The following is a 14,905-nucleotide window of genomic DNA, read 5'->3' on the forward strand; positions in this document are numbered from 1 at the left end:
GCCCCGCCCGCATGAAACGCAAACGAGCGGAAAGGCCCCTCGTCGTGGCAGCACCGCAGAACTACCTCGCGGTCATCAAGGTCGTCGGCATCGGCGGCGGCGGAGTGAACGCCGTCAACCGGATGATCGAAGAGGGACTCAAGGGCGTCGAGTTCATCGCCATAAACACTGACGCCCAGGCGCTGCTGATGAGTGACGCCGACGTGAAGCTCGACGTGGGGCGCGAGCTCACGCGAGGCCTCGGCGCGGGCGCCAACCCCGAGGTCGGCCGCAAGGCCGCCGAGGACCACCGGGAGGAGATCGAGGAGGTCCTCAAGGGCGCCGACATGGTCTTCGTGACCGCGGGCGAGGGCGGCGGCACCGGGACCGGCGGCGCGCCGGTCGTGGCCAGCATCGCCCGTTCGCTCGGCGCCCTGACGATCGGCGTGGTCACCCGGCCCTTCAGCTTCGAGGGCAAGCGCCGGGCCATGCAGGCCGAGGCCGGCATCGAGACCCTCCGCGAGGAGGTCGACACGCTGATCGTCATTCCGAACGACCGGCTGCTGTCGATCTCCGACCGCCAGGTGAGCGTGCTCGACGCGTTCAAGGCCGCCGACCAGGTGCTGCTGTCCGGTGTGCAGGGCATCACCGACCTCATCACCACGCCCGGTCTGATCAACCTGGACTTCGCCGACGTGAAGTCGGTCATGTCCGGGGCGGGCTCGGCCCTCATGGGCATCGGCCATGCCAGGGGCGACGACCGGTCGGTCGCCGCCGCCGAGATGGCGGTCTCCAGCCCGCTGCTGGAGGCGAGCATCGACGGCGCCCACGGCGTGCTGCTGTCCATCGCGGGCGGCTCCGACCTGGGCCTGTTCGAGATCAACGAGGCGGCGCAGCTCGTCAGCAACGCCGCCGCGCCCGACGCCAACATCATCTTCGGCACGGTCATCGACGACGCGCTCGGCGACGAGGTGCGGGTCACGGTCATCGCGGCCGGGTTCGACGAGCCCGCGCCGGCCAAGCCGGCGGCCGCGCCGCTGTCGCGGCCGCAGCAGTCGTCCCGGCCCGCGCAGGCCGCGCCGCCGGCCCGGCCCGCGCCCGCCCCGGCCAAGCCGGAGCCCGCGCAGCCGCCGGTACGGCCGGTGAGCGGCACGGCGGGCACGGCACAGCCCGCGCAGGCGCACCCGGTGAACACCGCGCAGCCGGTGAACACCGCGCCGCCGGTGACCCAGCTGCCGGTGAACGCGCAGCCGGTGAACGCCGCGCCGCCGCAGGCCCAGCCCGTGAGCCAGCCGGTCCAGCAGGCGGCGTCCGCGCCGCAGGCGCAGCAGGCCGACGCCGTCACGCCGTTCCCGCGCGACGCGCAGGCCGACGGCGGACGCGACCAGGGCGTCACCGGGCCGCTGTCGATCCCGCGCCCCGCTCCCGAGCCGCCGACTCCGATCACCTCCAGGACCGCGCAGCCGGGTCCCCGGCGCCCGGTGGTGTTCGAGGAGCAGGAGGAGGAGCTCGACGTACCGGACTTCCTCAAGTGACGCCGACCGTTCGTACGGCCGGGGGCGCTGTCCGTGGGTGACCGGCGCGAGGAGCTGGCCGCGGCCCTGGCCGAGGTGGAGCGGCGTGTCGAGGACGCCTGCCGGGCCGCGGGCCGGTCGCGGTCGGAGATCACCCTGATCGCGGTGACGAAGACGTACCCGGCCTCCGACGTGCGGCTGCTCGCGGAACTGGGTGTGTCGCACGTCGGCGAGAACCGCGACCAGGAGGCCGCGGCCAAGGCGGCCGAGTGCGCCGGCCTCGGCCTCACCTGGCACTTCATCGGCCAGCTGCAGTCCAACAAGGCCCGCTCCGTCGTCTCCTACGCCCACATGGTCCACTCGGTGGACCGCTCCCGCCTGGTGGACGCGCTCAGCCGCGAGGCCGTACGCGCGGGGCGCGAGGTGGACTGCCTCGTCCAGGTCGGGCTGGGCGACGGGGCCGGGCGGGGCGGCGTCGCGCCGGAGGAGGTGCCGGCGCTCGCCGGGCTCGTCGCCAAGGCGGAGGGGCTGCGCCTGCGGGGGGTCATGGCGGTCGCCCCGCTGGGGGAGGACCCGGCCGCCGCGTTCGCCCGGCTCCGCGCCGTCGCCGAGCGCGTGCGCGAGGAACATCCCGCCGCGGACGTGATATCGGCCGGAATGAGTGGAGACATCCCTCAGGCTGTGATGAACGGCGCGACACACCTGCGAGTCGGTACGGCGTTGCTCGGCCGCAGAAAGCCCTTCGTCAGGTAATGTCCCCCAAGTGGACCATGGTGTCCGCGCTCAGGTAGAGGTCGATCAGCGGTGAGCTCAAAGGGGGGTACGGCTACCGCCCTGGCCTTCCGAAGGGACCTTGAAGGCACCAGTAACGCGGAGGACGACGAGCGATGGCCGGCGCGATGCGCAAGATGGCGGTCTACCTCGGTCTCGTGGAGGACGACCGCTACGAAGACAGGTACGCGGCAGAGTACGGCACCGACGAGGAGTACGGCGACGAGGAGTACGAGTCGCCGCGGCGCGGCTTCGCCGCCCCCTCGGGTACGCACTCCGGGCCCCTGGAGCGCGAGGACGACACCGAGACGGCCGTCCCCGCTCCGCGTCCCCCCACGACCGTGCTGGAGCGCCGTACGACCGATCTGGCGCGTATCACCACCCTGCATCCCCGCACGTACAACGAGGCGCGGACGATCGGCGAGCACTTCCGCGAGGGCACGCCGGTCATCATGAATCTGACAGAAATGGTCGACAGCGACGCCAAGCGCCTTGTCGATTTCGCGGCAGGTCTCGTCTTTGGCCTACACGGCAGCATCGAACGTGTTACCAACAAGGTGTTCCTGTTGTCCCCCGCCAACGTTGAGGTGACCGCCGAGGACAAGGCCAGAATCGCGGAACGCGGCTTCTTCAACCAGAGCTAGAGTTCCATACATGAACAGTGACCGGCTGAGCGGCGCCCGTGCGGCCCGAGGACGGCTGGACCGAGGGGAGGCGGGGCTCGACTGTGGGGATCATTAGCGAGATCTTGGTCATCGCCCTGACCCTCTTCCTGGTTCTGCTGATCGGCAGAATGATCATAGATACGGTGCAGGCGTTCGCCCGCGCCTGGCGGCCCACCGGGGTCGTCCTGGTGCTGGCGGAGGTCGTTTACACAGTGACTGACCCGCCTCTCAAGTTCCTCCGCCGTTTCATTCCGCCCCTCAGGTTGGGTACGGTGGCCTTTGACCTGAGCTTCACAGTGCTGTTCATTGTGGTTTTGGTCTTGATCCAAGTCGTGAACGCGCTTCGTTGATCGGGTACCGTCCGACCGGACAGACTCCAAGCGCGCCAAGGAGACCCAAATGCCGTTGACGCCCGCCGATGTGCGGAACAAGCAGTTCAGTACCACCCGGCTGAGGCCGGGGTACGACGAGGAGGAGGTCGACGCGTTCCTCGACGAGGTCGAGGCCGAGTTGGACCGTCTCATCCAGGAGAACGAGGAACTCCGCGCGAAGCTGGCCGAGTGCCTCAGGGGCAAGGTCCCCGGGGGCATGGGCATGCCCGGCTCCATGCAGATGGCTCCCGCTCCGGTGGCCGAGCCGAAGCCCGAGATGATGGCCCCCCAGCCGGAGCCGATCAAGCCTCCGGAGCCGGCCCGCCCCGAGCCGGTGCCCGTCGGCATGGGCCTGCCGCCCGCCGAGGACAACATGGACACCGCGGCCCGCGTGCTCGCCCTCGCCCAGCAGACGGCCGACCAGGCGATCGCCGACGCCCGTCGTGAGGCGGACGAGACCGTGACCCGCGCCCGGCGCGAGGCCGACGACATCCTCGGCAAGGCCCGCCGTCAGGCCGAGCAGATCATCGGCGACGCCCGCGCGCGCGCCGAGACGCTTGAGCGCGACGCGCAGGAGCGGCACCGTCAGGCCATGGGCACCCTGGTGCAGACCCGCGACGAGCTGGAGCGCAAGGTCGAGGAGCTGCGCAGCTTCGAGCGCGAGTACCGCAGCCGCCTCAAGCTCTACCTGGAGAACCAGCTCGCCGAGCTGAACGTCGCCGGTGAGGGCAGCGGAGGCTTCCCGATCGTGGGCGCCGCCCCGGCCATGGCCCACGCCGTCGCCCCCGGTCCCCAGCAGATGGGCGCCGCCCCCAACCCGTTCGGACAGGAGCCCTCGCAGCACTCCGGCGCCTTCCCCGGTCCCGACGGCCCCCACAACGACCGCCGGTAAGCAGTGGCGGGTCCCACAGGGACCCGATAGCTCGGAGAACCCCCCGTGATCCTCATCAGTGCCGCACTGGTCCTCGCCGCAATCGTCCTGCTCATCGCGGGCGTCGTGCTGGGGACACCCCCTCTCGTGATGTGGTCGATCGTCGTCAGCGTGCTGTCGGCGGTCTGCCTGCTGATCGGAGCACTGCTGAGGCGCCACGAGCTGTTCCCGGCCGGCGGGCGTGCCGCCGAGGGAACGGCTCCCACCCCCCCGGGTTCGTCCGTGCCCCAGCTCGCGCACGCCGGTGCCGTGAGCGGGGCGTACGGCGGAGCTCTCGCCGGGGCACCGGCGCATCCGGTGGCGACGCCCATGGTGGCGGCACCGCCGGTCACGCATCACGGGGCACTGCCCCCCCAGACCTTCCCGTCCCCGCCGCCCCAGCGGACGGGACCGATCATGCGGCCCCCGGCCGCCCCGGGGCGCGGCCTCGCCCCCGACGCGATCGTCCTCGTGATCCCCGGGCGCAAGCGCTTCCACCTGGCCACCTGCCGTCAGCTCGCCGGGCGGGAGACCGAGGAGCTGACCCACGAGGAGGCCCGCGAGGAGGGCTTCACTCCCTGCACCACCTGCCTCCCCGAGGCCTCCGCCCGTGTGGCCGAGCCGGAGGAGGCCGCTCCCACGACCACCACGCCCGCGGCCGGGACCACCGGCACGACCGGCAGGGAACCGACCCGTCCCACGCCCGCTGACCCGGAGCCGCCCATCGCGCGGCTTTCTCAGCCCGGCGTCCCGGGGCCGCGCCTGCCCGAGTCGCCCGTTCCGCCCGCGCAGTCGGAGGACACGCAGTCCGAGGACACGCAGTCCGGTGACGAAGAGCGTGAAGAGTCCCCTGAGACGCCGCGGAAGGCGTCCGGCGAGACGACCGGCGAGGCGGACGCGCCCGGGGGCCCGGAGGCCGACGCCGGCGCCGAGGACGACGGGCACACACCGGTGGACTGGTTCGGCCGGAGCGGTGCGCGGCCGTCCGACGCCGACGCCGATGCTCCCGCGCCGGGACCCGCCGCCGCCACACCGCCGTCCTCGCCCTCCGCCACGTCATGGTCCGCACCGGCCTGGTCTCCGCCGGCGGCGGGATCGGCGCAGGGCCCGACGGACGACGAGACGGACGAGTCGATCACCGACACCGCGGAGCACGACTGGTTCAGGCCCGGCAGGGTCCCCCTGCCGTGGGATTCCGCACGGTCCACGGCCGCCGACGCGGCCAAGGACGCCCCGTCGTCCGGGGACGGCGACCCCGATGGAAACACGGCCGGGGACGACGCGCAGGACCGTGACGACCAGACCTCCCAGGACCAGACCTCCCAAAACAAGGGCGGCCCCGGTGCGGACGCCCCCACGTCCCCGCCCGCGGGGACCGGAGAGCCGGTGGAGCCGGCAGAGACCCGCGAATCCGGGCGCGCCGGATTCGCGGCCTCGGCCGGCTCCACCTCCGGCCCGGCACGTCCCGGAGCGGCCGCGGCCGACGCCGACGAGGCGGGCGGCAGCGAGAAGGCCACCACCGAGTAGAGCCGGGGCGCCGCTCAGCGGGCGGCGCGGAGAAGGTCCACCGCCCGCTCCGCGACCATCACGGTCGGCGCGTGGGTGTTGCCGTGCGGGATGCGGGGGAAGACGGACGCGTCGACGACGCGCAGGCCGGACACGCCGTGCACCCGCAGTTCGGGATCGACCACGCCGCCGGTCTCGGTGCCGATGCGGGCGGTGCAGGCCGGATGGTAGGTGTGCTCCACCGTCCGGCGGACGTCCTCCTCGAGCCGGTCCCGCTTCAGGATGTGCGCCCCGGGGTGCAGTTCCCTGCCGAGGAACCCCCGCAGCGGCCCGGCCGCCGCCACCTCGCGGGCCCGCTCGACGGCCGTGACCATCGCCTCCATGTCCTCCGGTTCCGCGAGGTAGTTGAACGTGATCGCCACCTTCTCCCGCGGGTCGGCGCTGCGCAGCCGCACACGGCCGGTGCTGGACGCGCCGACCATGGAGCAGCCGATGCTGAACGCCGGGCGCGCGTAGGAGGTGAACCCGTGGTTGTAGAAGTAGCCCGGCGCGGCGATGAACTGCATGTACGGCGCGTCGTCGCCCGAGCGGGTGTGGAAGAACGCCCCGGCCTCGCCGATGTTGGACGTCAGCAGGCCGCGGCGCCGCACCAGGTAGTCGAGCAGTTGCACCGGTGACTGGGCGCCGGCGAGTGTTCCCTTGGCCGTCGTCTCGAAGACGACCATGGACATCGGGTGGTCCATCAGGTGGGCGCCGACGTTGGGGTTGTCCACCACCACCGGGATCCCGTGCTCGGCCAGGTGGTCGGCCGGTCCGATGCCCGACAGCATCAGCAGCTGGGGGGTGTTGAACGCGCCGGCCGACAGCACGACTTCACGCTCGGCCCGGTAGGACTCGCGTCTGCCCGCGCGGACGACCTCGACACCGGTCGCGCGTCCGCCCTCGACGCGCAGTCTGAGGACGTGGGTGTCGGTGAGCACCGTCAGGTTCGGGCGCTTGCGCGCGGGACGCAGGTAACCGTCCGCGGTGGTCCAGCGCTGCCCGCGGCGCTGGGTCAGCTGATACAGCCCGGCGCCCACCTGCTCGGCGCCGTTGAAGTCGTCGTTGCGCGGGATGCCGGTGCCGACCATGGCCGCCACGAGACGTTCGCTCAGTTCGTTCGGCGAACGAGGGTCTTCGACGTACAGCGGCCCGTCGGCGCCGTGGTACTCGCCGGGGCCGCGTGAGTTGCGCTCGGCCCGCTTGAACAGCGGCAGCACCTCGTCGTAGGACCAGCCGGTCGCACCGTTCGCGGCCCAGCCGTCGTAGTCGGAACGGTGGCCGCGGATGTAGATCATCGCGTTCTGGCCGCTGCAGCCGCCCAGCATCTTCCCGCGCGGGTGGTAGAGGACGCGCCCGCCCAGATGCGGTTCCGGCTCCGTGTAGAACTCCCAGTCGTGCCTGGTCCTGAACTGTTTGGCGAAGGCGGCGGGGATCCGGACGTTCGGATGACGTCCGGAGCCGCCGGCCTCGATGAGGAGGACCTTGACCGCCGGGTCCCGCGTCAGGCGCCCGGCCACCACGGCCCCCGCCGACCCTGCCCCGATCACGACGTAGTCGTAGCTGCCCACCGTCTCCTCATCTCGTCGATCGGCTGTGACAGGCCGTCGCACCCGTGCTGTCGGACCCGTGCTGGTCAGAACCGTGCTGGTCGAACCGTGCTGGTCGGAACCGTGCTGTCGAGAAGGAGTCAGCGTTGACTCGATTCATGACAATAAGTTCCGGCGGGAGACAACACAAGGCCGCAGTTTGATAGGAGAAGAGGCGACTCTTGGTGTCACCGGGGCCGGTGGACCGGCCCCGGTGACATCGGGCGACAGCCCGGCTCAGGCCTTGCGCAGGCGGAAGGACAGGCCGAGGTCGGCGTCCTCGTGGACCGGCAGGTCCTCGTCCGGGGCGCCTTCCGCGATCCGGGAGGCGAGCACCTCGTCGGCCACGGCGCCTGCGGCTCCGCGCAGCGCCTCGGCCAGCTCGCCCTCGGCCGACCACCACAGGTCGATGCGGTCGGTGATGGACAGCCCGGTAGACTTGCGGGCCTCCTGGACGAGCCGGACCACGTCGCGGACCAGGCCGGCCCGGCGCAGTTCGTCGGTGATCGCCAGGTCCAGGGCCACGGTCTCGCCGGTGCCGGTGTCCACCGCGCCGGTCTCCACGGCCCAGCCCGACTTGGGCTGCTCGGTCACGATCACGTCGTCCGCGCCCAGCTCCACCGTGCCCAGCTCCCCGGCCTCGACCGTCGCGGTCCCGCCCGAGCGCAGGGCCCGGGCCAGCGCCGCCGGGTCGGCCGCCGACACGGCGGAGGCGACGAGCTTGGTCTGCGAGCCGAACCGCTTGCCGAGGCTGCGGAAGTTGGGCTTGACCGTGAACGTCACCAGGTCGGCGGAGAACCCGGACAGGTCCTCCAGCCGCTGGACGTTGAGCTCGTCGGCGATCAGCTCACGCAGCTCGCCGGGGAGCGCGGCCCAGCCGGGGGCGCCGACCAGCGCCCGGCCGAGCGGCTGGCGGGTCTTGACCGACGAGGACGCGCGGGCCGAACGGCCCAGCTCGACCAGGCGGCGCACCAGCGCCATCCGCTCCGACAGCTCGGGGTCGAGCAGCGCGGTGTCCACCTCGGGCCAGGTGGCCAGGTGCACCGACGCCGGGGCGTCCGGGTCGCGCAGCACGTCCCACAGGTAGTCGGTGAGGAACGGCACCAGCGGGGCCATGAGCCGGGTGACGGTCTCCAGGCACTCGTACAGCGTCGCGAAGGCCGACACCTCGCCGGACCAGAAGCGGCGGCGCGAGCGGCGGACGTACCAGTTGGACAGGTCGTCCAGGAACTCGGTCAGCCGACGGCCGGCCCGGGCGGTGTCGAACTCCTCCATGGACGCGGTGACCTCGGCCACCGTGCGGTGCAGCTCCGCCAGCGCCCACCGGTCGATCAGCGGCCGCTCGGCGTACGCCGGGGCCTCGGCCACCCGAGAGGGGGACCACGACTCGGCGTTGGCGTAGAGCGTGAAGAACGACGCGGTGTTCCAGTAGGTCAGCAGGACCTTCCGGACGATCTCCTCCAGCGCCGCGTGGCCGATCCTGCGCGGAGCCCAGGGGGAGCCGGAGGTGGCCATGTACCAGCGCAGGGCGTCGGCGCCGTGCTGGTCCATCAGCGGCATCGGCCGCAGCACGTTGCCCAGGTGCTTGCTCATCTTGCGGCCGTCCTCGGCGAGGATCAGGCCGAGGCAGAGCACGTTCTCGTACGACGACCGGCCGAACACCAGCGTGCCGACGGTCATCATCGAGTAGAACCAGCCGCGGGTCTGGTCGATCGCCTCGCAGATGAACTGGCCGGGGAAGGAGCTCTCGAAGACCTCCTTGTTGACCAGCGGCGCGCCCCACTGGGCGAACGGCATGGCACCCGAGTCGTACCAGACGTCGATCACGTCGGGCACGCGCCGGGCCTCCGCCTGACACGACGGGCAGGGGAAGGTCACGTCGTCGACGTACGGGCGGTGCGGGTCGAGCGCGGTCAGGTCGCGGCCCGCCAGCTCGCCCAGCTCCTCCAGCGAGCCGACGCAGGTGACGTGCTCCTCGTCCCGGGAGCAGACCCACAGCGGCAGCGGCGTGCCCCAGTAGCGGGACCGCGACAGCGCCCAGTCGACGTTGTTACGGAGCCACTCGCCGTACCGGCCGTGCTTGATGGTCTCGGGGAACCAGTTGGTGCGCTCGTTCTCCGCGAGGAGCCGGTCCTTGATCTCCGTGGTCCTGATGTACCAGGACGGCAGCGCGTAGTAGAGCAGCGGGGTGTGGCAGCGCCAGCAGTGCGGGTAGCTGTGCTCGAAGTGCTCGCCGCGGAACAGCAGGCCGCGCTCGCGGAGGTTGTCGGTGAGCGGCTCGTCGGCGTCCTTGAAGAACAGGCCGCCCACGAACGGCACGTCCGGCAGGAAACGCCCGTCCGGGCCGATCGGGTTGACCACGGGCAGGCCGTACCGCTTGCAGACCGTCATGTCGTCGGCGCCGAAGGCGGGGGCCTGGTGGACCAGGCCGGTGCCGTCCTCGACCGTGACGTACGTGCCGAGCACGACGTAGTGGGCGCCCTCGATGTCGACCAGGTCGAAGGGGCGCCGGTAGGCGGTGTGCTCCAGCTCGGAGCCCTTGAAAGTGGCCAGCACCTCGGCGTCCTCGCCGAGGACCCGCCGCAGCAGCGGCTCGGCCACCACGAGCACCTCGTCCCCGCGCCGGGCCGCGACGTACGTCACGTCGGGGTGCACGGCGACCGCGGTGTTGGACACCAGGGTCCAGGGCGTGGTGGTCCAGATCAGCAGCGAGGCGTTCAGCTCGGCCAGCGGGCCGGACACGACGGGCATCCGCACGTACACCGACGGGCTGGAGACGGTCTCGTAGCCGCCGGGCTGGCCGAGCTCGTGGTCGGACAGGCCGGTGCCGCAACGGGGGCAGTACGGCGTGATGCGGTGGTCGCGGAACAGCAGGCCCTTGTCCCAGACGACCTTGAGCGACCACCAGACGGCCTCGACGTACTGGGGGTCCATGGTGCGGTAGGCCTGGGACATGTCGACCCAGTAGCCCATCCGCTCGGTCATCTCCTCGAACGCGTCCACGTGCCGCAGCACCGACTCGCGGCAGCGCGCGTTGAACTCGGCGATGCCGTACGACTCGATCTCGGGCTTGCCGGACAGGCCGAGTTCCTTCTCGACGGCGACCTCGACGGGCAGGCCGTGGCAGTCCCAGCCGGCCTTGCGGGGGACGTGGTAGCCGCGCATCGACTTGTAGCGGGGGAAGACGTCCTTGAAGACGCGGGCCTCGACGTGGTGCACGCCGGGCATGCCGTTGGCGGTGGGCGGGCCCTCGTAGAACACCCAGGACGGGCCGTCGGCGTTCTGCTCCAGCGAGCGCTCGAAGACCTTCCCGTCCCGCCAGCGTTCGAGGACCTCGTGCTCGAGGGCCGGCAGGTCGACCTGCGCGGGAAGTGAGCGGAAGTGATGGGAAGACATCGTCGGGCGGAACCTCCACGCGGTGGCTGTGACAGCGCTGCTGACATGGCGTGAAGGGACGAAGCCGCCGAACGGCTCCGCGGTACCACCCTTCTTGACGCCCGGCCGGTGGCGGGCGCCCTCTCGTTTCTCTCCGCTGCCGGTTCTACTCGGCCGGGACGGCCTTTCCTCCGGCGGCTCCGGGGTGATCTTCCCTCTGCGGCCCGCCCCGGGCTCACACCGTCCCCGGGTCGCTGAGCGGGCGGATGCGGAGGTACTCGTCCCCATCAACGCCTTGCAGACTAAGACGATAACGCAACCCGGCCGTGAGGGCTTCCCGATATGCGGGCGACGATCCGGGTGAGACGCGGCTCGTCGCGGGAATACGGGGGAGGACGCCGGCGGCACCAGACGCGACAAAAGATCGAAATAGAGGGCGACGAGGAGGAGCCAGCCGAATATGCCATCCGGGTACGGGTGGGGTAAAAGCCTCGGCGAGTCCGTTGCCGATCCGTTATCGGCGACTTATTCTGCCCGGACCGGCCCGATGTGCGCCCTGCCCGAGGGGCACGGGCTCGAAGGGTTCCTGGGCGAAGGGGAGGCCCGCAATGACGACGCGCACGGCGAGAACCGCCATCGGTGAGGACGTCTGGTCCGAGGAGGAGCTCGCCGAGGTCCGGGAGCGGCTGCGGCACGAGATCGAGGAGTTGCGCGCCGACATCGCGAGGGCGGAGGAACAGCTCGCGTCCGGTGACGTGAGCCAGGGCGCGGGGGACGATCCGGCCGATGCCGGGGCCAAGACGTATGAGCGTGAGCGTGAGATCGCCCTTACCCTGAATGCGCGCGACCTGCTCGCGCAGAACGAGCGGGCGATCGCCCGCGTCGAGGCAGGGACTTACGGAGAGTGCGAATCGTGCCACAAGCCGATCGGCAAGGAGCGCCTGAGGGCATTCCCGAGAGCGACGCTGTGCGTAGCGTGCAAGCAGCGGGAGGAGCGCCGCTGAGCGGCTCGGTCCCCGCGAGGCCCGACCGGGCGCGGAGGATCGCCCTTCTCGCCGTCCTGGCCTCGATCGTCTACGTGCTCGACCAGGTCAGCAAGTTCCTGGTCGTGGAGTTCCTGGAGCACGAGGAGCCGCTCACCGTCGTTCCCGGCGCGCTCGTGCTGACCGTGATCCGCAACGCCGGCGCCGCCTTCAGCATCGGCACCGGCATGACGATCGTGTTCACGGTGATCGCGCTGGCCGTCGTCGTCGCGATCGTGCGTACGGCGCGGCAGTTGCGCAGCCTGCCCTGGGCGATCACGCTCGGCCTGCTGCTGGGCGGCGCGGTCGGCAACCTGACCGACCGCGTCTTCCGGTCGCCGGCGCCGTTCCAGGGGCACGTGGTCGACTTCATCCAGGTGTTCCCCGTCACCCGGTTCCCGGTGTTCAACGTCGCCGACTCGGCCATCGTGTGCGGCGGCGTGCTCGCCGTGTTCCTCGCCTGGCGCGGCTACCAGATCGACGGCACTCGCCAGACGGAGGAGCAGGACGAGGAGCACACGGACAAGCAGGCCGGCGAGCGGGCGGGGGAGCGGGCCGATGGGTGACCAGCGCAGCCTGCCCGTCCCCGACGGTCTGGAGGGCGAGCGTCTCGACGCCGCCCTGGCCCGGCTGTTCGGCTTCTCCCGCACCCGCGCGGCCGAACTGATCGCCTCGGGGGACGTGCTGGTCGACGGCGCCGTCCCGGCGAAGTCCGATCGCGTCCACGCCGGGGCCTGGCTGGACGTCACGATCCCGCCGCCCCCCGCGGCGCCGATGCCCGTGGCCGAGCCCGTCCCGGGCATGACGATCCTGCACGAGGACGACGACGTCGTCGTCGTGAGCAAGCCGATCGGCGTCGCGGCGCATCCGACCGTCGGCTGGACCGGCCCCACCGTGATCGGCGGCCTGCTCGGCGCCGGCCACCGGGTGTCCACGAGCGGCGCGGCCGAGCGCCAGGGCATCGTCCACCGGCTCGACGCCAACACCACCGGCGTGATGGTCGTCGCCAAGAGCGAGCGGGCCTACTCCCACCTCAAGCGGGCGTTCAAGGAGCGCACCGTCGACAAGCGTTACCACGCGCTCGTCCAGGGGCACATGGACCCGCTGCGCGGCACCGTGGACGCGCCGATCGACCGGCATCCGTCGGGCGACGGGCGCTTCGCGGTGGTGGCCGGAGGCAAGGACTCGGTCACGCACTACGACACGATCGAGGCGTTCCGGGCGGCGTCGCTGCTCGACATCAAGCTGGAGACCGGCAGGACGCACCAGATCCGGGTGCACATGGCCGCGCTCCGGCATCCGTGCGTGGGCGACCTGCTGTACGGCGCCGACCCCACCCTCGCCGCCCGTCTCGGCGTGAGCCGGCAGTGGCTGCACGCCGTCTCGCTGTCGTTCGAGCACCCGGCGACGGGGGAGTGGATGACCTTCACCAGCGACTACCCCGGCGACCTGGCCCGCGCGCTGGAGATCCTCGCGGACGAGGGCTGACGGGACCTGTCACGCCCCCCAGTCGTGCTCCGGCTGGGTGTAGCCGTCGGGGATGTCAGCGGTGTCCTCGTCCGTGGTGGCCGTGTGGCCCTCGCCTTTTCCCGGGCCTCCACTCTTGCCCTGGGTCGGCGCGACGGATCCGCCGCCCTTCCCGGACTTGGGTGTGGAGGGCTTCCCCTTGCTCGATCCGTTGCCCGGCCCGTTGCCGGGGTGGTTCGCCTGGCCGGAGCCCTTGGGCTTGGACGCGGCCCCGTCGGGCTTCCCCTTGGGCTTCTCCTTGGGCTTCGCGCCGCCGGTCCCGGAGGTGGAGTCTTCTGCGAACCTGTTCCCGGGCCCGCCGCGGTGGTCCGGGCGCTGCCCGCCCCCGGGATTCGCCACCGGCTGGGTGGCCGTCTTCCTTTCCGCCCCTCGGCTCTCGGTCCGCCTGCCGCTCTTGGCGGCCTCGGCGGTCGTGACGGCCTCGGGGGTCTTGGTCGCGAAGACCGTCACCGTGGGCGTGCTCACCACGGTGGTCCCCCGGGGGTCGGCCGGAGGCCGGGCGGTGGCGAACGCGACGGCGCCCGCCGCCAGGCCGACCAGCGCGACGAGGGCCCCCGAGCCCGCCGCCAGCGCCCAGGGGCTGCGGCGTCCCTCCACCAGCACGTGGGCGGGGACCGGGGTCGGCGCCGGGGTGATCCCGGGGAGAGACGCGGGAGTGGGCGCGGGAGTCGGGGCGGTGCTCTCGAACCCGGGCATCAGCCGGGCGAGCCTGGGCGGCTGCCGCGGGCGCGGCACGACCGGGCCGGTCACCTGGCCGGTGGCCACGGCGTGCAGATGCTGCGCGGCGTAGTCCGCGCTTACCCTGTGGTCCGGGTCCTTGACCAGCAGGCCCTCGATGACCGGCGCCAGCGGGCCGGCGTTGTGCATCGGGCCGGCCTCCTCGTACATGACCGCGGCCAGCGTCGCCAGCGCGTGGCCGCGGTTGAACGGCGAGCGCCCCTCGACGGCCAGGAACAGCGTCACCCCGAGCGACCACAGGTCCGACGCCCGCTGCGCCTGCCGGCCCGCCGCCCGCTCCGGGGCGATGAACGCCGGGGTGCCGATCAGCATGCCGGTGCGGGTGACCGGCGAGTCGTCCTCCATCGCGGCGATGCCGAAGTCCGTCAGCACGACCCGGCCGTCGTCGGCGAGCAGCACGTTGTCGGGCTTGACGTCCCGGTGCAGCACACCGTTCGCGTGGGCGACGCGCAGCGCGGCCAGCACCTGCGACCCGATCTCCGCCACCCGCCGGGGCGGCAGGGGGCCCTCGTCGCGGATGACCGACCCCAGCGTCCGGGACGGGATCAGTTCGAGGACGATCCAGGGGTAGCCGTTCTCCTCGAACGCGTCGTACACTGCCGCCACGCTCGGATGGCTCAACCGTCCGGCGGCCCTGGCCTCGCGGAAGGTCCTGATGGTGAAGACCTCCCGCTCCGGGCCGGTGAGCTCGGCTGAGGCGAGCAGCTCCTTGACGGCGACCTCCCGTTCGAGCACCTGGTCGACGGCTCGCCACACGGTGCCCATGCCGCCCCGCCCCAGCGGCTCGATCAGGCGATAGCGTCCTGCCACGACACGTTCGGAGGTCTGCGCTTCAGCCATGATTGTCGCGCTACCCCACTTGGGCGAACGCATGCGACATCATTGCTCTTCGGGGACGA

The 14,905-nt window shown here is 71.9% G+C and carries 12 protein-coding genes; 9 read left to right on the top strand and 3 right to left on the bottom strand.

Features of this window, described 5'->3' with window-relative positions; all coding sequences use genetic code 11:
• The first annotated feature begins 44 nt into the window (after positions 1 to 44).
• From ftsZ to ACWEQG_RS04305, 6 genes are all read left to right on the top strand, one after another.
• The gene (gene ftsZ / locus ACWEQG_RS04280) at positions 45 to 1,514 is read left to right on the top strand and encodes a cell division protein FtsZ (RefSeq protein ID WP_452281595.1); all 1,470 of its coding nucleotides are present in this window, start codon (positions 45 to 47) and stop codon (positions 1,512 to 1,514) included.
• Positions 1,515 to 1,541: 27 nt separating this feature from the next.
• Entirely contained in the window at positions 1,542 to 2,246 is a 705-nt protein-coding gene (locus ACWEQG_RS04285) for a YggS family pyridoxal phosphate-dependent enzyme (RefSeq protein ID WP_363466989.1), read from the top strand.
• 134 nt (positions 2,247 to 2,380) lie between these two features.
• Positions 2,381 to 2,908: a cell division protein SepF gene (locus ACWEQG_RS04290; RefSeq protein ID WP_363466953.1), complete on the top strand. Its 528-nt coding sequence runs from the start codon at positions 2,381 to 2,383 to the stop codon at positions 2,906 to 2,908.
• Between the two features lie 104 nt (positions 2,909 to 3,012).
• Positions 3,013 to 3,279: a YggT family protein gene (locus tag ACWEQG_RS04295; protein ID WP_205829672.1), complete on the top strand. Its 267-nt coding sequence runs from the start codon at positions 3,013 to 3,015 to the stop codon at positions 3,277 to 3,279.
• A gap of 49 nt (positions 3,280 to 3,328) precedes the next feature.
• Positions 3,329 to 4,192, top strand: coding sequence for a DivIVA domain-containing protein (locus ACWEQG_RS04300; protein WP_142568625.1), 864 nt, complete (start codon positions 3,329 to 3,331; stop codon positions 4,190 to 4,192).
• Between the two features lie 45 nt (positions 4,193 to 4,237).
• Entirely contained in the window at positions 4,238 to 5,737 is a 1,500-nt protein-coding gene (locus ACWEQG_RS04305; protein ID WP_452281597.1) for a hypothetical protein, read from the top strand.
• A gap of 14 nt (positions 5,738 to 5,751) precedes the next feature.
• On the opposite strand, the gene ACWEQG_RS04310 is transcribed toward ACWEQG_RS04305, so the two are convergent.
• Together ACWEQG_RS04310 and ileS are read right to left on the bottom strand one after the other, a co-directional pair.
• A complete protein-coding gene (locus tag ACWEQG_RS04310; RefSeq protein WP_452281599.1) occupies positions 5,752 to 7,326 on the bottom strand; it encodes a GMC family oxidoreductase in 1,575 nt (524 codons plus the stop codon).
• Between the two features lie 255 nt (positions 7,327 to 7,581).
• A complete protein-coding gene (gene ileS, locus ACWEQG_RS04315) occupies positions 7,582 to 10,740 on the bottom strand; it encodes an isoleucine--tRNA ligase (RefSeq protein WP_452281601.1) in 3,159 nt (1,052 codons plus the stop codon).
• Between the two features lie 587 nt (positions 10,741 to 11,327).
• Here ileS and ACWEQG_RS04320 point away from each other — a divergent pair.
• Genes ACWEQG_RS04320 through ACWEQG_RS04330 form a run of 3 tightly spaced genes read left to right on the top strand, consistent with a single transcriptional unit; the run spans position 11,328 to position 13,229 of the window.
• Entirely contained in the window at positions 11,328 to 11,723 is a 396-nt protein-coding gene (locus tag ACWEQG_RS04320) for a TraR/DksA family transcriptional regulator (protein WP_169978451.1), read from the top strand.
• Positions 11,696 to 12,307 (top strand): signal peptidase II, encoded by a 612-nt coding sequence (lspA, locus tag ACWEQG_RS04325; RefSeq protein WP_452281603.1) that lies wholly within the window; start codon positions 11,696 to 11,698, stop codon positions 12,305 to 12,307. The genes ACWEQG_RS04320 and lspA overlap by 28 nt, the downstream gene beginning before the upstream one ends.
• A complete protein-coding gene (locus ACWEQG_RS04330; protein WP_363466967.1) occupies positions 12,300 to 13,229 on the top strand; it encodes an RluA family pseudouridine synthase in 930 nt (309 codons plus the stop codon). The genes lspA and ACWEQG_RS04330 overlap by 8 nt, the downstream gene beginning before the upstream one ends.
• A 9-nt stretch (positions 13,230 to 13,238) precedes the next feature.
• Here the strand turns inward: ACWEQG_RS04330 and ACWEQG_RS04335 are convergent, their stop codons facing one another.
• On the bottom strand, positions 13,239 to 14,846 hold the full coding sequence (locus ACWEQG_RS04335; RefSeq protein WP_452281605.1) for a serine/threonine-protein kinase: 1,608 nt from the start codon (positions 14,844 to 14,846) through the stop codon (positions 13,239 to 13,241).
• Positions 14,847 to 14,905 lie beyond the last annotated feature (59 nt).

Source organism: Microbispora sp. NPDC004025 (assembly GCF_053604425.1).